The sequence below is a fragment of the Microbacterium sp. LWH3-1.2 genome (genome assembly GCF_040675855.1).
Lineage (GTDB): Bacteria > Actinomycetota > Actinomycetes > Actinomycetales > Microbacteriaceae > Microbacterium.
Genome location: NZ_JBEGIK010000001.1, coordinates 675,426 through 695,246, shown reverse-complemented (window position 1 = coordinate 695,246; position 19,821 = coordinate 675,426). Strand labels below are relative to the sequence as shown.

17 protein-coding genes are annotated in these 19,821 nt (G+C 69.9%); 8 read left to right on the top strand and 9 right to left on the bottom strand.

All coding sequences use genetic code 11. The features are described from left to right. Positions 1 to 6: 6 nt before the first annotated feature. From MRBLWH3_RS03300 to MRBLWH3_RS03275, 6 genes are all read right to left on the bottom strand, one after another. A complete protein-coding gene (locus MRBLWH3_RS03300; protein WP_363428689.1) occupies positions 7 to 1,359 on the bottom strand; it encodes a sulfate adenylyltransferase subunit 1 in 1,353 nt (450 codons plus the stop codon). Then, positions 1,360 to 2,319, bottom strand: a complete 960-nt coding sequence (gene cysD, locus MRBLWH3_RS03295) for a sulfate adenylyltransferase subunit CysD (protein WP_363428687.1) — start codon at positions 2,317 to 2,319, stop codon at positions 1,360 to 1,362. Continuing rightward, the gene (locus MRBLWH3_RS03290; protein ID WP_363428685.1) at positions 2,316 to 3,059 is read right to left on the bottom strand and encodes a phosphoadenylyl-sulfate reductase; all 744 of its coding nucleotides are present in this window, start codon (positions 3,057 to 3,059) and stop codon (positions 2,316 to 2,318) included. Before MRBLWH3_RS03290 ends, cysD begins: the two co-directional genes overlap by 4 nt. Next, positions 3,056 to 4,789 carry a nitrite/sulfite reductase gene (locus MRBLWH3_RS03285; RefSeq protein WP_363428683.1) on the bottom strand — a complete coding sequence of 578 codons (1,734 nt, stop codon included), beginning with the start codon at positions 4,787 to 4,789 and terminating at the stop codon, positions 3,056 to 3,058. Before MRBLWH3_RS03285 ends, MRBLWH3_RS03290 begins: the two co-directional genes overlap by 4 nt. A 168-nt stretch (positions 4,790 to 4,957) precedes the next feature. Further along, positions 4,958 to 5,647 (bottom strand): sirohydrochlorin chelatase, encoded by a 690-nt coding sequence (locus MRBLWH3_RS03280; protein ID WP_363428681.1) that lies wholly within the window; start codon positions 5,645 to 5,647, stop codon positions 4,958 to 4,960. A gap of 293 nt (positions 5,648 to 5,940) precedes the next feature. After that, the gene (locus tag MRBLWH3_RS03275) at positions 5,941 to 6,834 is read right to left on the bottom strand and encodes a hypothetical protein (RefSeq protein ID WP_363428679.1); all 894 of its coding nucleotides are present in this window, start codon (positions 6,832 to 6,834) and stop codon (positions 5,941 to 5,943) included. A 414-nt stretch (positions 6,835 to 7,248) separates the two neighbouring features. On the opposite strand from MRBLWH3_RS03275, the gene MRBLWH3_RS03270 reads away from it, so the two are divergent. Then, positions 7,249 to 7,575 (top strand): MarR family winged helix-turn-helix transcriptional regulator, encoded by a 327-nt coding sequence (locus MRBLWH3_RS03270; RefSeq protein WP_363428677.1) that lies wholly within the window; start codon positions 7,249 to 7,251, stop codon positions 7,573 to 7,575. Between the two features lie 60 nt (positions 7,576 to 7,635). Here MRBLWH3_RS03270 and MRBLWH3_RS03265 read toward each other — a convergent pair whose 3' ends face one another. The 3 genes from MRBLWH3_RS03265 to MRBLWH3_RS03255 form a co-directional block, all read right to left on the bottom strand. Next, the gene (locus tag MRBLWH3_RS03265) at positions 7,636 to 9,681 is read right to left on the bottom strand and encodes a vWA domain-containing protein (RefSeq protein ID WP_363428675.1); all 2,046 of its coding nucleotides are present in this window, start codon (positions 9,679 to 9,681) and stop codon (positions 7,636 to 7,638) included. Between the two features lie 123 nt (positions 9,682 to 9,804). Beyond that, entirely contained in the window at positions 9,805 to 10,386 is a 582-nt protein-coding gene (locus tag MRBLWH3_RS03260) for a hypothetical protein (protein WP_363428673.1), read from the bottom strand. A 123-nt stretch (positions 10,387 to 10,509) separates the two neighbouring features. Then, on the bottom strand, positions 10,510 to 11,991 hold the full coding sequence (locus MRBLWH3_RS03255; protein ID WP_363428671.1) for an MFS transporter: 1,482 nt from the start codon (positions 11,989 to 11,991) through the stop codon (positions 10,510 to 10,512). A gap of 81 nt (positions 11,992 to 12,072) precedes the next feature. Between MRBLWH3_RS03255 and MRBLWH3_RS03250 the strand changes: the two genes are divergently transcribed. The 7 genes from MRBLWH3_RS03250 to MRBLWH3_RS03220 all read left to right on the top strand — a co-directional run bounded on the left by MRBLWH3_RS03250 (position 12,073) and on the right by MRBLWH3_RS03220 (position 19,737). After that, complete coding sequence (locus MRBLWH3_RS03250; RefSeq protein ID WP_363428669.1) at positions 12,073 to 13,656, top strand: MFS transporter; 1,584 nt, start codon at positions 12,073 to 12,075, stop codon at positions 13,654 to 13,656. A gap of 96 nt (positions 13,657 to 13,752) precedes the next feature. Next, on the top strand, positions 13,753 to 14,241 hold the full coding sequence (locus tag MRBLWH3_RS03245; RefSeq protein WP_363428667.1) for a cation:proton antiporter regulatory subunit: 489 nt from the start codon (positions 13,753 to 13,755) through the stop codon (positions 14,239 to 14,241). Position 14,242: 1 nt separating this feature from the next. After that, on the top strand, positions 14,243 to 15,442 hold the full coding sequence (locus tag MRBLWH3_RS03240) for a cation:proton antiporter (protein WP_363428665.1): 1,200 nt from the start codon (positions 14,243 to 14,245) through the stop codon (positions 15,440 to 15,442). Positions 15,443 to 15,482: 40 nt separating this feature from the next. Continuing rightward, a complete protein-coding gene (locus MRBLWH3_RS03235) occupies positions 15,483 to 16,046 on the top strand; it encodes a hypothetical protein (RefSeq protein WP_363428663.1) in 564 nt (187 codons plus the stop codon). A gap of 161 nt (positions 16,047 to 16,207) precedes the next feature. Beyond that, a complete protein-coding gene (dnaK, locus tag MRBLWH3_RS03230; RefSeq protein WP_363428661.1) occupies positions 16,208 to 18,103 on the top strand; it encodes a molecular chaperone DnaK in 1,896 nt (631 codons plus the stop codon). 2 nt (positions 18,104 to 18,105) lie between these two features. Further along, a complete protein-coding gene (locus MRBLWH3_RS03225) occupies positions 18,106 to 18,723 on the top strand; it encodes a nucleotide exchange factor GrpE (RefSeq protein ID WP_363428659.1) in 618 nt (205 codons plus the stop codon). A gap of 15 nt (positions 18,724 to 18,738) precedes the next feature. After that, positions 18,739 to 19,737: a DnaJ C-terminal domain-containing protein gene (locus tag MRBLWH3_RS03220; protein WP_363428657.1), complete on the top strand. Its 999-nt coding sequence runs from the start codon at positions 18,739 to 18,741 to the stop codon at positions 19,735 to 19,737. The last annotated feature ends 84 nt before the right edge of the window (positions 19,738 to 19,821 follow it).

The window sequence follows — 19,821 nt, the reverse complement described above, 5'->3', positions numbered from 1 at the left end:
ACGGGTTCAGTCGCGCACGATCCCGGCGGCGAGAGTCGCGCCGTCGGACGGATGGATCACGAGGAACGAGCCCCCGTGGCGGCTGGTGGCGTACGGCTCGAGCGGCAGGTCTGCCGCCAGCCGCAGCCGCACGCGGCCGATGTCATTGGTCTCGAGCGTCTGCGCCGGCTCGTGCGTGAGCGCGTCGAGGTCGTAGCGCGACTCGATCTGCGCGACGATGGCCTGCACCGTCGCGGTGCCGTGCTTCACCAGCACACGGATGCCGGGCGTCAGCGTCCGCGCGTCGAGCTGGAAGAGCTCGGCATCGAACTCGCGACGCCCCGCGGGAAGCGTGCCGGCGGCGCCGACGAGGGCTCCGCGCGCGGTGTCGATGTCGCGGTCGAACTCGAGCGAGATGGACTGCGGAGCCGTCGCCTCCTCGACCTCGGCACCTGCGACGCGGATGCCGGTGACCGTGGTGGTCGATCCCCCCGGAAAGATCTCGACCCGGTCGCCCACGCGCACGACGCCGCTCGAGATGCGGCCGGCGACGGCGCGGTAGTCGCGCAGCCGCTCCGCCTCTGAGGGTTCGATGCCGGGGGCGAGGCCACCCTGCGGGCGCAGCACGAGCTGCACCGGCAGACGCAGCGGCTCGCCCTCGCGCTCGGCGTCATCGGCGGCGGGAAGGGTCTCGAGCAGCTCGAGCAGTGCCGGCCCGTCGTACCAGGGCGTGCGCTCCGAGCGGTCGACGATGTTGTCGCCCTCCAGCGCCGACACCGGGATGACGTGCAGGTCCTCGATGCCCAGCTCGGCCGCGACGGCCTCGGCTTGTGCCGCCACCCCGGCGAACGTCTCCTGTGAGAAGCCGACGAGGTCGATCTTGTTGACCGCGACGATGACGTGCGGAACGCGCAGCAGCGCCACCACGGCGAGGTGGCGCTTCGTCTGCTCCAGTACGCCCTTGCGGCCGTCGACGAGCACGATCACGGCGTCGGCGGTCGTCGCGCCGGTGACCATGTTGCGCGTGTACTGCACGTGTCCGGGGCAGTCGGCGAGGATGAACGACCGCGCCCCCGTCGAGAAGTAGCGGTAGGCGACGTCGATCGTGATGCCCTGCTCGCGCTCGGCGCGCAGGCCGTCGGTGAGGAGTGCGAAGTCGAAGGCGCCGTGCGCGAAGCCGCGGTCGGCCGACGTGCGCGCGACCTGCTCGAGCTGGTCGGCGAGGATCGCCTTGGAGTCGTGCAGCAGGCGGCCGACGAGCGTCGACTTGCCGTCATCGACCGAGCCCGCCGTGGCGAACCGGAACAGCGTGCCTTCCGCCCCGCTCGTTGAGCGAGCGAGGAACGAGCGAGTCGAAACGCTCTGAGTATCGAGTGACATTCAGAAGTACCCGTCTTTCTTGCGGTCCTCCATGGCCGCCTCGCTGAGGCGGTCGTCGGCGCGCGTGGCACCGCGTTCGGTCAGGGTGGAGACGGCGACCTCGGCGACGATCGCGGCCAGGTCCGCAGCATCCGAATCCACCGCTCCGGTGCAGCTCATGTCGCCGACCGTCCGATAGCGCACCGTGCGGCGCTCGACGGTCTCGTTCTCGCGCGGCGGCGAGAACGGGCCGACGGGGCGCCACATGCCGTCGCGGGCGTACACGTCGCGCTCGTGCGCGAAGTACAGGGGCGGCAGCGCGATGCCCTCGCGCTCGATGTAGCGCCAGACGTCGAGCTCGGTCCAGTTCGAGATCGGGAACGCGCGCACGTGCTGGCCTGGCGTGTGGCGACCGTTGTAGAGGCTCCAGAGCTCGGGGCGCTGGTTGCGCGGGTCCCACTGGCCGAATTCGTCGCGCAGCGAGATGATGCGCTCCTTGGCACGGGCCTTGTCCTCGTCGCGCCGCGCGCCGCCGAAGACGGCGTCGTGGCGGCCGGCGGCGATCGCGTCGAGCAGCGGCAGCGTCTGCAGCGGGTTGCGGGTGCCGTCGGCGCGCTCCTGCAGGCGGCCGTCGTCGATGTAGTCCTGCACGCGGGCCACTTCGAGACGGATGCCGAGGCGCTCGACGGTCTCGTCGCGGAAGGCGAGGACCTCGGGGAAGTTGTGGCCGGTGTCGACGTGCAGCACCGGGAAGGGCACCTTGCCCGGCGCGAACGCCTTGGTGGCGAGGTGGAGCACGACGACGGAGTCCTTGCCGCCGGAGAACAGCAGCACGGGCCGCTCGAACTCGGCGACGACCTCGCGGATGACGTGGATCGCCTCGGCCTCGAGCAGGTCGAGCGTCGACAGCGCGCTCTCCCCGGTCGTCGAGCGAGCGAGGAACGAGCGAGTCGAAACGTCCTGAGTGTTCGAGAGGGTCATTCGTGGAGCCCGCATTCGGTCTTCGAGGAGCCGGCCCAGCGGCCGGATCGAGGGTCTTCGCCGGGCGCGACCGGCCTGGTGCACGGCTCGCAGCCGATCGAGGGGTACCCGAACCCGACCAGCAGATTCACCGGCGCCTTGTGTGCGGCGGCGTACTCGAGCACGTCGTCGAAGCTCCACGCGGCGACCGGGTTCACCTTCACCAGGCCGTTGCGCTCGTCCCATGTCACGAGTGGCGTGTTCGTGCGGGTCGGCGCCTCGTCGCGGCGCACACCCGTGAACCACACCTCGTAGCCGCCCAGGGCGTCCTGCAGGGGCGCGACCTTGCGACGCGCGCAGCACAGGCCGGCGTCGCGTTCGAAGAGCTTCGCGCCGAACTCGCTGTCCTGCTCCGCGACGGTCTGGTCGGGCGTGATGTCGACGATCCGCACGTCGAGCGCGCGCTGCACCTCGTCGCGCGTCGCGTACGTCTCCGTGAAGTGGTACCCGGTGTCGAGGAAGAGCACGTCGACGCCGGGCAGCTGCTCGGCCACCAGGTGGGGGAGGGCGGCGTCGGCCATCGAGCACGCGACGGCGGCGGAGGCCATCGAGAAGTTGCGCGCGACCCAGGCGATGACCTCCGCGGCGGATGCCTCGTGGTCGGTCAGGCTGCCGAGCTCGACGTTGCCCTGTTCGGCGAGGGCGGCGAGCTCTTCGTGCGTGCGCTTGACGGCGACGCGGGGAGCGAGCGAGACGGTCACTGGAGTGCCTCCTCTTCGGCACGGTGGGCCCACTGGGCGAACGTCTCGTCGGCGGCCACGTCGCGGTCGGCGAGGAAGCGCTTGACGACGCGCTCGGTGTAGTCGGCGATGCCGTCGGCGGCGACCTTGAGGCCGCGCACGGTGCGGCCGAGGCCGGCGTCGTCGCGGTCGGCGCCCACGAGCCCACCGCCGAGGTGCACCTGGTAGCCCGGCACCTGCTCGCCGTCGATCGTGACGAGCTGGCCCTTGAGGCCGATGTCGGCGGTCTGGATGCGCGCGCACGAGTTGGGGCAGCCGTTGACGTGGAGCGAGATCGGATGCGGCAGCTCGAACTGCTCGAGGCGCTTCTCGAGGTCGAGCACCGCCGCCGTCGCGTAGGCCTTCGTCTCGACGATCGCGAGCTTGCAGAACTCGATGCCGGTGCAGGCGATCGTGCCGCGGCGGATGAGGCTCGGACGGGCCGACAGGCCCAGTTCGTCGAGGCCCGCGATGAAAGGCTCGACGTCGTCCTCGGCGATGTCGAGGAAGACGAGCTTCTGATGCGGCGTGGTGCGCAGCCGCGTCGAGCCGTGGGCTTCGAGCAGGTCGGCGATCTTCGCGAGCGTCGTGCCCGAGACGCGGCCGACGATCGGCGTCGCGCCGATGTAGAAGCGACCGTCCTTCTGCTTGTGCACTCCGACGTGGTCGCCCTGCGTGAGGGGCTTCGGGGCGGCGGGACCGTCGGGCAGGGCGTAGCCGAGGTACTCGTCCTGCAGCACCTGGCGGAACTTCTCGGCGCCCCACTCGGCGAGCAGGAACTTCAGCCGCGCCTTGTTGCGCAGGCGCCGGTAGCCGTAGTCGCGGAAGATCTGCGCGACGGCGTGCCAGGCATCGGCGACCCGCTCCGGCGAGACGAAGACGCCGAGGCGCTCCGCGAGGCGCGGAGTGGTCGAGAGGCCGCCGCCGACCCACAGGTCGTAGCCGATTCCCAGCTCGGGGTGCGCGACCGCGACGAATGCGACGTCGTTGATCTCGTGCACGACGTCCTGGCTCGGGTGGCCGGTGATCGCGGACTTGAACTTGCGGGGCAGGTTGGCCAGCGACTCGTCGCCGATGAACCGCGACGTGATCTCGTCGATCTGCGCGGTCGGGTCGATGAGCTCGTCGGCCGAGATGCCGGCGACGGGCGACCCGAGGATGACACGGGGCACGTCGCCGCACGCCTCGGTCGTGCCGAGGCCGACGGCCTCGAGGCGGCGCCAGATCTCGGGCACGTCCTCGACGCGCACCCAGTGCAGCTGCACGTTCTGGCGATCGGTGAGGTCGGCGGTGTCGCGCGCGAAGTCGGTCGAGATGCCCGCGATGACGCGCAGCTGTTCGGTGGTGAGCTGGCCGCCGTCGATGCGCACGCGCATCATGAAGTACTCGTCCTCGAGCTCTTCGGGGGTCAGGGTCGCGGTACGGCCGCCGTCGATTCCGGGCTTGCGCTGGGTGTAGAGGCCCCAGACGCGGAACCGGCCGTGCAGGTCGGTGGGGTCGATCGAGGCGAAGCCGCCCTGCGAGTAGACGTTCTCGATGCGGTCGCGCACGCTCAGGCCGTTGTCGACCTGCTTCCACTCCTCGTTGCCGTTGAGCGGGGTGGTGCCGTCGACCTTCCACTGGCCGTTCGGCTTCGACGACGCGCGGGGCGGGCGCACGGCCGCGCGCGGGCGCTCTGCGGCTTCGCGCGCTTCGGTGTCGCTGATGGTCAAGATGGCCTCCGGGGTGAATCCCGGGGCGTCCCCCGGGCGGGACCCTATCGAGTCCATTCCGCGAATCTAGAAGCGGTCGCGCGTGAGACCTATCCGAGCGTCAAGAGGCGTTAACCGACGTAACGGGGCGTCATACAGTTGCGAGTGCGGCCATCGTGGACTCGGCGATTACCTCGCGGCTTCGCTGTAGCGATCGACGACGATGTCGACGAGGGATGCCGGCGGCTCATCGGCGCCGAGCAGGGGCGGCGCGACGGGAGCACCTGCGGCGAGCCGCACGGCGAGGTCGTGGAAGTAGCCCGGGGCGAGAAGGTAGTCGGCGACGACGACGCGGCGGGCATGCGCGCCGACCTGGGCGACCGCGACATCGACGCGCGGGTCTGCCGCCGCGAGGAAGCCGACCGTGACGTCTCGGCCGAGTCTGGCGCCCAGCATCCGTCCGACCTCGCGGCAGTCCTCGTTCGCGCGGTCGTCGGTGGATCCCGCCACCGCGAGCACGAGGGCGTCTTCCGGGTCGAGGGGTTCCAGACGAGCGATCAGTGCGTCCACGAGGCGCGGATCCGGACCGAGCGCCGGGGCGATCACGACGCGGTCCCGCCCCGCGGACTGCTCGATGAGGTCGACCCGCACGTGATATCCCGCCGAGAGCAGCAGCGGGACGATCACGACGGGCGTCCCCTCCGGGATCGCGTCGAGGGATGCTGCGACATCCGGCTGCTGCACGTCCACGTGCCCGAGCCGCACCGTGACGTCGGGGAGGCGTCGTGCGACGGCATCCACCAGCGCCGCGACCGCCGCCTGCCCTGCGGGCGACGACGTTCCGTGCGAGATGGCGAGGAGCGCGGGCGCAGTGGTCACGGGCCCATTGTGCCCCGGGCTTGTGTCACGCGTGTGACGGCGTCGTCGGTGTGGGTGCCCCTGCATCCTCAGTTGAGGGTCTGAGCCCGAATCCTCAGTTGAGGGTCTGAGCTCGAATCCTCAGTTGAGGGTCTGAGCTCGAATCCTCAGTTGAGGGTCTCGGCCGAGATGAGGAGCGATCGGAAGGTGTGGCTCCGCATCTCGGCACTGCTCCTCAACTGAGGACGCGGAAAAACCGAAGGGTGGTCCCAGCGTGTGCGGGGACCACCGTTCGGGGGGACGGATGCTGCGGCTCAGGCCGCGCCGGACTCCCGGCCGCGTGCGAAGCCGGCGTCGAAACCGCGCTCGTACGCCTGCTGGGTGCGGCGTCCGCCGTTGTCGCCGCGACCGTGACTGGGGTGACCGCCGCGGTGACCGCGGTCGCCGTGCGGGTGGACGTGGGCCTCATGGTCGTGGTGGCTGTGACCGGCGTGCGGGTGGTGGCCGTGGCATCCGTCGTCTCCGTAGCCGCGCATGGGCTCGTCGAAGCGCTCGGCAGCGTGGCCGGGGCGCCCGGGACCGAAACCGCGGTGACGATTGCGGCCGTAGCCGTCGTGCACGTCTCGGTCGAACGGGCGCGGACGCCCGCCGAAGCCGGGGCCGAAGCCCGGACGCATGCCGGGGCCGAAGTCCGGACGGAAGCCGGGGCCGAAGTCCGGACGGAAGCCGGGGCGCCCGAAGCCACCGAAGCCGCGCTCGGGAACGGTGGTGTTCTCATCCCAGCCGAGCTCCCGGGCGATCGCCTCGAGCGAGCCGGTGAGGGCCGCATAGGCCTCGTCGTCTCCGACGGCGGCGACCACACGGGTGCGGATGTCGTCGACGATCGCGCCGATGCGCTCCTTCTCGGAGCGGCCGAAGTCGGTCAGGGCCCACGTTCCGTCGCCCTGCTCCTCGGCCCAGCCGCGCTCCTCGAGGCCGCGCAGACGCTTGCCCTTGCGAGCGAGACGCTCGCGGAACCCAGGGGCGTCGATGTCGCCTGACAGCACGTTCAGAATCATCCAGTCGCGGCGCGTGATGCCCTCGGCCTGGAGCGCCGATGCGAACCGGCGCGTCAACAGGGTGTCGACCGCGCGCAGCCAGTAGCCGAGCGGCCGCATGTCGGCGTGGCGGGTGGTGTCGTTCTCTTCGTTGTCGTTGATGTCGTTCATGAGGAAGTCCTTTCGAGGGCGGCTCGAAGGGCCGCCAGGTGATACATGTCGAAGTGCATGTACATGCAGTGTGACATGTATCAAAGATGCATGTCAAGTGGCATGTACATTGGAGGGATGCCGCCCACTCCCGACGACCCGTCCGAGGCGATCGCCGCCGCCCTCGCCCGCCTCCGCGGACGACGAGGCCCTCGTCCGCCGTGGATGGAGGGCCCCGGCCCGCACTCCGCGGGCCCGCACGCACATGGCCACGCCGGTCCGCATGGGCACGCGGCCGATGGGTCAGAGCACATCCACCCAGACGGCACGACCCACGGCTTCGCAGGCCGTGGCGGTCCGTGGGGTCGCGGGGGACCCGGCGGTTTCGGGGCACCACCGTGGGCCGGGGGCGGGCGCTTCGGCGGACCGGCACGTATGAGGCTCCTCGAGGCGCTGGCCGCAGCATCCCACCCCCTCTCGGTGGGGGAGATCGCCGACGCCGTGGGCGTCGATCAGCCGCGGGCGTCGCGCCTCGTGCAGCAGGCCGTCCAACTCGATCTGGTGCGGCGCGAGGCCGACCCCGACGACGCCCGCCGCACGCGCGTCGCGCTGACGGACGCCGGGACGCGCCTGGTGCGCGGCTTCCGCGGCGAGCGGCGTGAGGCGATCGACGCGGCGCTCGCGGCCTTCACCGACGCTGAGCGCGCCGAACTCGCACGCCTGCTGACGAAGCTCGCCGATTCCTGGCCGGGCGCCAACTGACGTTCGCCTGTCACGATGTGCCGGCGCGAGCGGCAGATCGTGACAGGCGAGCAGGTGAGGTCAGAAGCTGGTGACGAGATCGCCGAGCACGGCCTCGAGCTTCGACGGGTCGGTCGCGTCGTAGTAGTGCGCGCCCGTCGCGCTCGAGATGGACTGCAGCGTCGCCACGTCGGCGTCGGCGCCGTAGGCGAGCGTGAAGATGAGCACCGGCGTCGCGTGGTGCATGTCCTTCAGGTTCGCGAGCATCTGGTCGGCGCCGATGGTCGGGGCGTTCGGGGTGTCGTTCTCGCCGTCCGAGAGCAGCACGATGGCGTTGATGTGGTCGCTCGACCACGACGCCGCCTGCTGTGCCGCGAAGGTGTCGACCGCCTGGTAGAGCGGGGTGTCGCCCATCGAGGTGATCCCGCCGAGCGCGCCGAGGAAGCCGTCGCGTGACGAGCCGATGTCGGAGACCGGCGACACGAGACCCGGCACCATCGCGCCGTCAGGTGCCTGTGCGAAGGCGGCGAGACCGACGTCGTCGCCGTTCGTGAAGTGGCCGAGGGCGGCTTCGATCGCCTTGCGCGCCTGGGTGAGCTTCGTGTCGCTCGCCGAGATGGGCTCGTCCATCGATCCCGACACGTCGAGGAGGAACAGCACGTTCGCGCGCTTGCGGACCTCGGGGAACGACGCCTGAACCGCGGTCACGACGTCGGCGCCGGGGAAGGCGAGCATGCCGCCCTGCTCACCGTCCAGCTGCCCGACCTGCTGGACGCCCTCGTCGAGGTCGCGGTTGAGGTCGCGGTAGCCCGCGGCGCGCACGGCCGCCTGGCCCTGCGCGGTATGCGTGAAGCGGATGAAGTCGGCCGCCGCCTCCGATTCGACCGGGTCGACCCACCCACCGGTGAGACGCATGACGGGATTGTCGGCCGTGTAGTAGCCGTCGGCGGGGTAGAGCGGCACGAGCTGCTCGGCCGGCGGATCGGCCTGCGTGCGGGTGATGCCGTCGCGGCTCGTGATGCCGCGGTTGTAATCCCACACCGACTTCTCGTCGACGATCACGGCCGAGAGGAAGTCGGCGGCGGAATCGGATGCCTCGGCCTGGCGTGCGTGCCAGAGGAAGTGCTCGGGCGTGGCCATGTAGTGGCTCGTCGCCGTCTCGTTCTCGTGCACCTCCGCCTGCACGGCGGGGTTCTGCACCTGGGCCACGGTGAAGTCCGTCATCGAGCCGGCGGCGGTGCCGTAGGACGCGAACATCGCGGCCTCACCGCTCGTCGCGACCAGCGGGCTCGTCTTGCCCAGCTTGAACGCCCCCCACTCGGGGTGCCCGAGGCCGCTCCAGAGGTCGGGGTCGCCCGCGGACTCGAAGATCTCGGCCCACGTCGGCGCTTCGGCATCCCACCCGATCGCCGCAGCGAGGTCCTCGGGCATGGCCAGCACGATGTCGGAGAGCGCGACGCTCGTGCCCTCGGCGCGGAGGTTGGTCGCGCCATCGGCCTGCGCCACGTCGGCCCACGTCGACGAGTCGGGCAGCCACACGGTGGGTTTCTGATCGTCGGCGAGGTTCGGGAAGCCGGTCGCCACGGCGGTGGCGGCGACGCCCGATTTCTCGCGGCTCGTGGTGACCGTCACGCACGAGCCCGCGACGTTGCGCGGCTGGCTGTTGTAGGCGGCGGCGAGCCCCTCGACCATCTCGGCGTTCTCGAACGAGGACAGCACCTGCACGGTCGTGCAGGGCTCCGCGCCGGCGGTGGCGGCGGGCTCGTCCTCGGGGAAGACGATCGGCTCGGCGACGGCGGGCGCCTCGGGAGCGGGGGCGACGGCCGGCTGCTCGGTGCCGGCGAGGTTCGAGATGATGGCGTACGACACGGTGCCGATCGAGCCGACCAGCACCACGATGCCGACGATCGTCGTCGCGATGATCGCCTGTCGGCGACGCTTGCGACGGCGTTCCCGGCGCTCGTCGATCGCGGACGGCTTCCCCGGCTTCGACGCCGCGGTGGCGCTCGAGAAGGCGGGGGCGGGGGTCGGCGAAGACGCCGATGTCTCAGGTGCGGTCTTCGGCTCGGAGGTCTGGCCCCGGCGGGGGCCAGGGACGTCCTCGTTGCCGCGCGTTCCATCGCGCATGGGGGGTGATCCTCAAAGCGGGTACGGCCGTTAGGCCGGGCGGGGGGCACCGGTCCCAAGTTCCGGTGTGGCTAGAGCCTAACCCGAGTGATGTTGCGAGGCGAGGGCGAGGACGCCGTGAGATCACCGTGAAGCGGTGTTCAACATGCCGATCAGGACCGCGGTCCACCATGCAGTCTGCGACACGACCGCGCTCCAGATGCACCAGAGCCGCAGCCTGCCGGGGAGCGCCGAGAACCGCGCCCGGCCGGGCAGTCGGTCGAGTTCGTCGGTCAGTCTCGTGATGGCCACGCCGTTCATCGCCGCGACCAGCACGGCGAGCATCTTGATCGCGGTGAGCGGCTGCGACAGATCGGGCTGGAGGAACGCGCCCGTCGCGAGCAGGCCCGCGATGCCCAGCCATGCCAGTGCCGTCACCGGGGGCTCGGTGCGGCGGAGGTCGTCGAGAGACGTGCGGCGCAGCATCCAGAGCAGTCCGCTCATCTCGAGCAGCACGGCGGCCCCGAGTCCCACGATCACGGAGGCCAGATGGCCGAAGAGCGCCGGCGCGTGCAGCCAGTCGTGGGGCACGACCGACGTGCCGATCCATATCGACAGCACCCACGCGATCAGTACCCACCAGTAGCCGACCGCGCGGCGGTGACGCGCGGCGCGCAGGCGCTCGGCGCGTTCAGCGCGCAGGCGCGGGATCGGCGGGGTCGTCACGTTGCCTCTCGGGTTCGGCGAGGTGAGGCACGCGTGCGCGACGACCCCTCGTCCGCATCGTGCTCGAGAGTGAGGGTATCCGATGCCGCGGTTCTCGCGGCAGACAGGATTCGACCGGGGCCGTCAGCGAGCGATGTCTTCGGGCCGCAGCTTCACGGGAAGCAGGAGCAGGAGTCCGACGAGCAGCACGATCACGATGCCGAGGATGCCGTAGTGGGTCGCGCCGAACCAGCCGATGAAGAGCGCCCACAGCAGCGGCGACAGGAAGCTCATGACGCGTCCGGTGGTCGCGTAGAGACCGAAGACCTCGCCCTGCATCCCGGTCGGCGTGACGCGCGCGAGCAGCGATCGGCTCGACGCCTGCGCCGGGCCGACGGCGGCCGACAGGATGATGCCGCCGACCCAGAACACCGGCTTGCCGCCCTCGCGCAGGAAGAAGACGAACAGCGCACTGACGATGAGGATCGTGAGCGCCGTGATGATGACCGCGCGCGCCCCGAAGCGGTCGTCGAGGCGGCCCGCGATGATCGTGGAGACACCGGCGACGAGGTTCAGGGCGATGCCGAACGCGATGACCTCGGTTGCGCTGAACCCGAACGACACCGCGGCGAGCACTCCGCCGAATGCGAAGACGCCCGCGAGGCCGTCGCGGTAGACGGCGCTCGCGATGAGGAACCAGAAGGTCGGCCGGTGCTCGCGGAAGAGCGCGACGATGTCGTGCACGAGCACGACGTAGCCCTCGAAGAACCCGACCTTCCTGCGGCCGGGATCGGCTGGGGACTCCGGCACCAGGAAGACGAACGGCAGGGCGAACAGCACGGTCCACACCGCTGCACCGACGGCGATGAGGCGGTAGGCGAGGCCGTCCGACACGTCGAGGCCGAACCAGTCGAACGTGTTGAGCACGACGACGAGGGCGAGCGCGAGGATGCCGCCGATGTAGCCCATTCCCCAGCCGAGCCCACTGACGCGACCGATCGTCTTCGGCGTCGAGACCTGCACGAGCATCGCGTTGTAATTGACGCCCGCGATCTCGGAGGAGACGGATCCGAGCGCGACGAGGATCGCTCCGAGCCAGAAGAACTGCGGCTCGGAGTACACGAAGAAGAGTGCGAACTGCAGGAGCGCGAGCACCGCGGTCGCGCCGACCACCCAGCGCTTCTTGGTGCCCGCCGCGTCGGCGCGCTGACCCAGCACGGGTGCGAGCAGGAGGATCAGGATGCCGGCCGCGAAGGTGACCCAGCCGTACCACTCCGACAGATCGGCGAGGGCGCCGCAGTACGCGGTGCCCGAGCCCGCCGCGCTCGAGCACACCGTGTCGCCGTCCGCGTTCTGGGCCGCGATGTCGGCCGGCAGGAAGGCATCCGACACGAGATACAGCGAGACGAAGACGAACGTGAGGATGACCGAATTGAAGGGCTGCGTCGCCCAGTCCCACAGCGCCCACGCGAACACGCGGCGCCCGGGCACGGGCGTGTCGTCGAGGCCGCCGGTGTTGAGGGCGGCGGTCGACAGCACGTGCTCGGACGAAGCGCCGGATTCCGCCGGAAAGGCGGGTGTCGACGGCGTGCCGGGCTCGTCGGAGCCGGGGGCGGGGGAGCTCATGTCGGTCACACTAGGGCCCTTCGGTGAACTGGTGCGGAATCAAAGTAGCGCTCGGACGCGCCGCGGTGGTTTGCTTCGTTCATGACAGGGGATACCTCGCCCGAGACGACCTTCAACGGGCGTCTTGCGATCCTTCTCGCGATGGCGATGTTCGTTCTCGTGGTCGACACGTCGATCATGAACGTCTCGATCTCGGCGGTGGTCGAGGAACTCGGCACGACCGCCAGCGGGGTGCAGAGCGCGATCGCCCTCGAAGCGCTGGTGTCTGCAGCATTCATCCTGATCGGCGGCAAGACCGGCGACCTCATCGGGCGCAAGCTCGCGTACATCCTGGGCCTGTGCGGCTACGCGGTCGGCGCGGTGGCGATGACGTTCGCGCAGAGCCTGACCGCCGTCATCATCTTCTGGGCGGTGATCGGCGGGATCGGAGCATCCCTTCTCCTCCCCTCCATGCAGTCACTCATCCACGGCAACTTCTCCGGCGGTCACCAGAAGCGCGTCTATGCGCTGGTGGGCGCGTCGGCGGCGATCGCGGCTGCCGTCGGGCCCCTCCTCGGCGGCTTCATCACCACCTTCTGGTCGTATCGCGTCGCCTTCGGCTTCGAGGCGGTCATCATCGCGATCGTTCTGCTCGGCGCCGGCCTCGTGAAGGACGTCAAGTACACCGGCGACCGCTCCATCGACCTCGTCGGTGCGGCGCTGTCGGTCATCGGCATGGGCGGCGTCGTCCTCGGCATCCTGGTCTGGCAGGAGGGCGGCGGCTATGTCGGCATCATCATCGGCCTCGGCGCCGTCGCGCTCGGCGGCCTGGCGTGGTGGCTCAACTCGCGCAAGAAGCGGGGCAAGCCGGTCCTCCTCGACCCCGCGCTGTTCTCGTCGAAACCCTTCCGCACCGGCGTGAGCGGGCAGCTGCTGCAGCAGATCGCCCTCGGCGGCACCATGATCGTGCTTCCGCTCTATCTGCAGATGGTGCTGGAGTACAACGCCCTGCAGGCAGGTCTGTCGATCGCGCCGCTGTCGCTCAGCATGTTCGCGGTCGCGATCTGGGCGGGCCGCCGGGCCAAGGGGCGTCCCGCGAACCTCATCCTCCTCGGCTTCTCGCTCGCCGCCGTCGGCCTCATCGCGATCGTGCCGCTGGTCCCCGTCGCCGACAACGGGTGGTACCTGACCATCCCGCTCATCATCGCGGGGTCGGGTCTCGGCCTCCTGGTCTCGCAGCTCAACAACTACACGCTGTCGCCGATCTCCGACGAGCGGGTCAGCGAGGCCGCGGGCGTGAATTCCGCTGCGGGCTCGTTCGGCCTGTCGTTCGGCCTCGCGTTCGCCGGCGCCATCATGCTCGCGACCCTGGCGGCCTCGTTCACCTCGCTCGCGTACTCGAGCACGGTCCTCACGTCCGAACAGCAGGAGCAGGTGGCCACGGTGCTCGAGGAGGACGCCGAGCTCATGTCGAACACGGGGCTCGAGCAGCTCCTCGCCGACGAGCCGCCGGAAGCCTCGGCCGAGGTGGTCCGCATCAACACCGAGGCCCGCCACATCGCACTGCAGGTCGCGCTGCTCATCCCGATCATCGCGGCGGTGCTCGGTGTCCTGAACGGGTTCCGTATGCGGCGTCTGCCCGATCCCCAGCCGAACGAGGCGGCGGAGGGGGTCCTGGGCGGATGAGCCCGCTGCTCACGGCACTGACGGTGTGACCAGATCGCTGCGGCTCCGGCGGGAGATTCCTCACCGTGACCTCGCCTGCGGTGCCATCATGAGGGCATGTCCGTGCATGTGGAGCGTGCCGAGCTCGCCGGGATCGGCGTGCGGCACGACCTCGAGACGAGCGCCGGTCGCCGGCTCTCGGTCATCACCTTCCGGGACGGCGGTCGCGAACTCGCCGTTGCGGACGCTCGCGATCCCGACCGTGCCGCGCAGACGCTCGCGTTGACCGACGAAGAGGCCACCGCCCTGTCCGAGGTGCTCGGGGGCTCCGTGATCCTCACGCAGCTGGCCGGGCTGAGGGAGCAGATCGACGGCCTGTCGACGGCCAACATCACTCTGCGTGCGGACAGCCCGTTCGCCGGCCGTCCCCTCGGCGATACGAGGGCGCGGACTTTGACCCGGTGCTCGATCGTGGCGATCGTCCGCGGTGGCGCGGTGATGCCGGCACCCGGGCCCCTCGATCCCTTGATCGTGGGCGACACGATCGTGGCGGTGGGCACCCCCGAGGGCCTCGACCATCTCGCGCGGATCATCGACGGGGTGTGACATGGACCACGGGGCGCTCGTTCTCATCGAGATCGGCGCGCTCCTCCTCGGGATCGCCCTGCTCGGTCGGCTCGCGGGACGGCTCGGCATCTCGTCGATCCCCCTCATCCTCCTGGCCGGACTCGCCTTCGGGGAAGGAGGACTGCTCCCGTTCAGCTCGGGGGAGGAGTTCATCGAGGTCGGCGCTGAGATCGGCGTGATCCTGCTGCTGCTGATGCTGGGGCTGGAGTACACGGCTGATGAGCTCTTCGGCAACCTCCGCCGCTCTCGCCGTGCCGGGGCGCTCGACGCGCTGCTGGGCGCGATCCCGGGTGCCCTGGTCGCGCTCATCCTCGGCTGGGGGCCGGTGGCCGCGCTCGCGATGGCGGGGATCACGTGGATCTCGTCGTCGGGCGTGATCGCGAGGATGCTGCACGATCTGGGGCGTCTGGCGAACCGGGAGACGCCCGTCGTGCTGTCGATCCTCGTCATAGAGGACCTGGCGATGGCGTTCTACCTGCCGATCCTCATGGCGGTGCTCATCGGTCTCGACGCCGGCGCGGCCGTGGTGACGGTCGTCGTCTCGCTTGCGGCGGTCATGCTCATCCTCTACGTCGCGCTGCGGCACGGGCACGCGGTCTCTCGCCTTGTGTGGTCCCGCAACGCGGAGGTGCTCCTGCTGTCTGTGCTCGGGCTCACGCTCATCGTGGCGGGCCTCGCCGCACAGGCCAACGTGTCGGCCGCAGTCGGCGCGTTCCTCGTGGGCATCGCGATCTCGGGACCCGTCGCGGCGCACGCGCATCGACTGCTGGCGCCGCTGCGCGACCTCTTCGCGTCGGTGTTCTTCCTGTTCTTCGGCTTGTCGACCGATCCGGCCGACATCGTCCGGTTTCTCCTGCCCGCCGCGGCACTCGCGATCGTGACGATGGCGACGAAGGTCCTCACCGGATACCTGGCGGCTCGTGCCGCGGGCATCGCAGAGGCCGGCCGATGGCGTGCGGGATTCGCGCTCACGCCCCGCGGGGAGTTCTCGATCGTGATCGCCGGGCTCGCCGTCGGTGCCGGAGTCGACAGGTCGCTCGCCATCTTCGCCACCGCATACGTGCTGATCACGATGATCGCCGGCCCGCTGCTGGCGCGACTGCCCGACACGAGCTGGTTCGAAGGGTGGGCGGGGCAGGTGCAGGCCGGCCGTCGGCGACGAGGGGTGAGCGCTGCCTGATGCCGCAGCATCCGTGTGCCGGCTGCTCTAGGGTGACCGCATGACCGACGAAGAGCACCCCGACGGCTCCCGTTCCCTCTCGCGCAAGCAGCAACGACGACTTGACGGGTTCGGCGGTCAGGAGGACGCCTTCGTCCGGTACTTCAAGGAGCGGGTGTACGCGACCTTCACGGGGCTCGCCATCGTGCTGGTGGTGTCCGCCGGCGAGCATGCCGAGCCCGATCACGCGTTCTTCGCCCTCGTGCTGGGTGTGATCGGAATCACCGCGGCGGGCTTCGTGTCGGACGTCGTCTCGCACCTCGCCGTGCACCGTCAGTTCCCGAGCGGCCCCGAGTTCGGCATGGAGCTCCGCATCGCGGGAGGGGCGCTCGGCACGCTGGTCACTCCGGGCATCATGCTCCTGCTGGCGTGGCTCGACATCCTCGATCTCGACACCGCCCTCACGGTCTGCACGATCGTCTACATCGTGACGCTCGCCGTCGTCGGCTGGGCCGCCGTGCGCCGCGCACACCTGGACTGGGGGCAGAAGGTGGTGGCACTCGGCATCCTTCTCGCACTCGGTCTGCTGGTGATCGGACTGCAAACCCTCGCCCACTCCATCTGAATCAAGTTGAGCCGACTCGTATCAACTTTGATTTGACGGATGCCGCACCTCGGGCGTATGGTTGAGCCATCGCGACTCAACCTCATGGTGGGCCGCGAGAAGACTTCCCTGTAACCGCGGGTGGCGGCATCCGTCTGCGCCCATATGAAGGAGAGAAACACATGGCACGTGCTGTTGGAATCGACCTCGGTACGACCAACTCGGTCGTGAGCGTCCTCGAGGGCGGCGAGCCCAAGGTCATCGCGAACGCCGAGGGCTTCCGCACGACCCCGTCGGTCGTCGCGTACACCAAGGACGGCGAGGTGCTCGTCGGCGAGACCGCCAAGCGCCAGGCCGTCACCAACGTCGACCGCACCGTCTCGTCAGTCAAGCGCCACATGGGCACCGACTGGGGCTTCGACGTCGACGGCAAGCACTGGACGCCGCAGGAGATCTCCGCACGCATCCTGCAGAAGCTCAAGCGCGACGCCGAGCAGTACCTGGGCGACACGGTGACGGATGCCGTCATCACGGTGCCCGCGTACTTCAACGACGCCGAGCGCCAGGCCACCAAGGAGGCGGGCGAGATCTCTGGCCTCAACGTGCTGCGCATCATCAACGAGCCCACCGCGGCCGCTCTCGCCTACGGCCTCGACAAGGGCAAGGAGGACGAGCTCATCCTCGTCTTCGACCTCGGTGGCGGTACCTTCGACGTCTCCCTCCTCGAGGTGGGCAAGGACGACGACTTCTCGACCATCCAGGTGCGCGCGACCGCCGGTGACAACCGCCTCGGCGGCGACGACTGGGACCAGCGCCTCGTCGACTACCTGATCAAGCAGTTCAAGGACACCACCGGCGTCGACGTCTCGGGCGACAAGATCGCTCTGCAGCGCCTCAAGGAGGCCGCCGAGCAGGCGAAGAAGGAGCTCTCCTCGTCGACGAGCACCTCGGTGAACCTGCCGTACCTGTCGCTGACCGACTCGGGCCCCGTGTCGCTGTCGGAGACGATCACGCGCGCGAAGTTCGAGGACCTCACCAAGGACCTCCTCGACCGCACCAAGAAGCCCTTCGAGGACGTCATCCGCGAGGCCGGCATCAAGGTCGGCGACATCGACCATGTCGTGCTCGTCGGCGGCTCGACCCGCATGCCCGCGGTGTCCGAGCTCGTCAAGCGCGAGACCGGCGGCCAGGAGCCCAACAAGGGCGTGAACCCGGACGAGGTCGTCGCCGTCGGTGCGGCCCTCCAGGCCGGCGTCCTCAAGGGCGAGCGCAAGGACGTCCTCCTCATCGACGTGACCCCCCTGAGCCTCGGCATCGAGACCAAGGGCGGCATCATGACGAAGCTCATCGAGCGCAACACCGCCATCCCGACCAAGCGTTCGGAGACCTTCACGACCGCAGACGACAACCAGCCGTCGGTCGCGATCCAGGTCTTCCAGGGCGAGCGCGAGTTCACCCGCGACAACAAGCCGCTCGGCACCTTCGAGCTGACCGGCATCGCGCCGGCTCCGCGCGGCATCCCGCAGATCGAGGTCACCTTCGACATCGACGCGAACGGCATCGTCCACGTGTCCGCGAAGGACAAGGGCACCGGCAAGGAGCAGTCGATGACGATCACCGGCGGCTCGTCGCTGCCGAAGGACGACATCGAGCGCATGGTGCGCGAGGCCGAGGAGCACGCCGCCGACGACAAGAAGCGTCGCGAGGCCGCCGAGGTCCGCAACCAGGCCGAGACGCTCTCGTACTCCATCGAGAAGCTCATCAAGGAGAACGAGGACAAGCTCCCCGAGGACGTCAAGACCGAGGTCCAGGCCGACGTCGACGCGCTCAAGACCGCTCTCGCGGGCGATGACGACGAGGCGGTGAAGACCGCGTTCGACAAGCTCAACCAGAGCCAGGGCAAGCTCGGTGAAGCGATCTACGCGTCGAGCCAGGCTTCGCAGGCGGCTCCGGATGCTGCCGCCGGCGCAGCGGGCGACGGTCAGGCTCCGACGGACTCCGACGAGGACGTCGTCGACGCCGAGGTCGTCGACGAAGAGGACGAGAGCCCCTCGGCAGGCTCAGGGGGGTCGAAGTAACCATGGCGAACAAGGACCACAACCCCGAACCGGTCGAAGAGCCGGGCGGCGGCGAAGAGGTCCGGCCTGAGGGCGAGGGGTCGGAGGCGAACGCCTCCGGCCCCGCGCCGCAGGACGGGCAGGACGACGAGCTCACGGTCGACGACATCCTCGGTGCCGCGCAGAACGCCGACGCCGCGGCCGAGGACGCCGTGCTCGCGGACCTCGAGTCGCAGCTGCTGAACGACCTCAAGCGTCTGCAGGCCGAGTACGCCAACTACCGCCGCCGCACCGAGGAGCAGCGCGAGGTCGAGATCGAGCGGGCGCAGGGCGCGGTCGCGAAGGGCATCCTTCCGGTGCTCGACGACCTCGACCGCGCCGAGAAGCACGGCGACCTCGAAGAGGGGTCGGCGTTCGCCGCGATCGCCGACAAGCTCCGCGGCGTCGCCGAGCGCATCGGGCTCACCACGTACGGCGCAGCCGGCGAGACGTTCGACCCGCAGCAGCACGAGGCGATCTTCCAGGTGCCGACGCCGGGCGCAACCGAACAGACGATCGTCGAGGTCGTCGAGATCGGCTACCGTCTCGGCTCGGTGGAGCTGCGTCCGGCCAAGGTCGTCGTCGCCGTTCCCGCCGAATAACCCGAAGGAGGCTCCATGGCCAGTCAGGACTGGTTCGACAAGGACTTCTATTCGGTGCTCGGCGTCTCGAAGGACGTCAGCGAGGCTGACCTCAAGAAGACGTATCGCAAGCTCGCGCGGAAGTACCACCCCGACTCCAACCAGGGTGACGCGGCCGCCGAGGCGAAGTTCAAGGAGGTCAGCGAGGCGTATGCGGTGCTCTCCGACGCGGAGCAGCGCAAGGAGTACGACCAGATCCGCGCGATGGGCTCGGGCGCCCGCTTCACCGCCGGCGGCCAGGGCGGAGCCGGGGGGTTCGAGGACGTCTTCTCGATGTTCAACCAGGGCCGCGGCGCGCGCTATCAGAGCGCCGAGGACTTCGACGACATCTTCGCGATGTTCAACCAGCAGCAGGGCGGCAGCGGGTTCGGCTCCGGGCGGTTCGGGCAGCCGAGCGGCGGCTACCGCGGCTTCGGCGGCCCGACGCGCGGTGCCGACGTCACGGCGCGCACGACGATCGACTTCGTCACGGCGACCCGGGGCGAGACCATCACGCTGCAGGGCGAGGACGGCAAGCCGTTCAAGGTGAAGATCCCCGCGGGCGTCGCGGACGGACAGAAGATCCGGCTGCGCGGCCGCGGGCGTCATTCGCCCGACGGCGGCGAGAACGGCGACATCGTCGTGCAGGTCACCGTGCGTCCGCACCCCGTGTTCACGCGGGACGGACTCAACCTGCGCGTCACCGTGCCGGTGACGTTCACCGAGGCTGCGCTCGGCGCCACCATCGAGGTGCCGACGCTCGGCGGCGATCCGGTGCGGCTGCGTGTCGCCCCGGGCACGCCGTCCGGGCGCGTGCTTCGCGTCAAGGGGCGCGGTGTCGAGACGGCGAAGGGCACCGGCGACCTCCTCGCCGAGGTGCAGGTGGCCGTGCCGTCGCACCTCGACGAGGCCGCGCGTGAGGCGCTCGAGCGCTTCCAGAGCCTCGAGCCGAAGGAGAACCCGCGCGCCGACCTGATGGCCAAGGCGCAGGGCTGAGATGCTTGCCGAGAACAGGAGATCCGGCGAGAACAGGACGATCCCGCGCGAAGCGTCCTGTCCTGGCGAGATCTCCTGTTCTCG

Excerpts from the sequence above, each read along its gene's own strand:
- MRBLWH3_RS03240 (WP_363428665.1), top strand. The coding sequence starts at position 14,243 with ATGGACCACGGGGCGCTCGTTCTCATCGAGATCGGCGCGCTCCTCCTC.
- MRBLWH3_RS03235 (WP_363428663.1), top strand. The coding sequence starts at position 15,483 with ATGACCGACGAAGAGCACCCCGACGGCTCCCGTTCCCTCTCGCGCAAG.
- dnaK (WP_363428661.1), top strand. The coding sequence starts at position 16,208 with ATGGCACGTGCTGTTGGAATCGACCTCGGTACGACCAACTCGGTCGTG.
- MRBLWH3_RS03245 (WP_363428667.1), top strand. The coding sequence starts at position 13,753 with ATGTCCGTGCATGTGGAGCGTGCCGAGCTCGCCGGGATCGGCGTGCGG.
- MRBLWH3_RS03300 (WP_363428689.1), bottom strand. The coding sequence starts at position 1,359 with ATGTCACTCGATACTCAGAGCGTTTCGACTCGCTCGTTCCTCGCTCGC.
- MRBLWH3_RS03225 (WP_363428659.1), top strand. The coding sequence starts at position 18,106 with ATGGCGAACAAGGACCACAACCCCGAACCGGTCGAAGAGCCGGGCGGC.
- MRBLWH3_RS03270 (WP_363428677.1), top strand. The coding sequence starts at position 7,249 with ATGAGGCTCCTCGAGGCGCTGGCCGCAGCATCCCACCCCCTCTCGGTG.
- MRBLWH3_RS03250 (WP_363428669.1), top strand. The coding sequence starts at position 12,073 with ATGACAGGGGATACCTCGCCCGAGACGACCTTCAACGGGCGTCTTGCG.
- MRBLWH3_RS03255 (WP_363428671.1), bottom strand. The coding sequence starts at position 11,991 with ATGAGCTCCCCCGCCCCCGGCTCCGACGAGCCCGGCACGCCGTCGACA.
- MRBLWH3_RS03275 (WP_363428679.1), bottom strand. The coding sequence starts at position 6,834 with ATGAACGACATCAACGACAACGAAGAGAACGACACCACCCGCCACGCC.
- MRBLWH3_RS03220 (WP_363428657.1), top strand. The coding sequence starts at position 18,739 with ATGGCCAGTCAGGACTGGTTCGACAAGGACTTCTATTCGGTGCTCGGC.
- cysD (WP_363428687.1), bottom strand. The coding sequence starts at position 2,319 with ATGACCCTCTCGAACACTCAGGACGTTTCGACTCGCTCGTTCCTCGCT.
- MRBLWH3_RS03265 (WP_363428675.1), bottom strand. The coding sequence starts at position 9,681 with ATGCGCGATGGAACGCGCGGCAACGAGGACGTCCCTGGCCCCCGCCGG.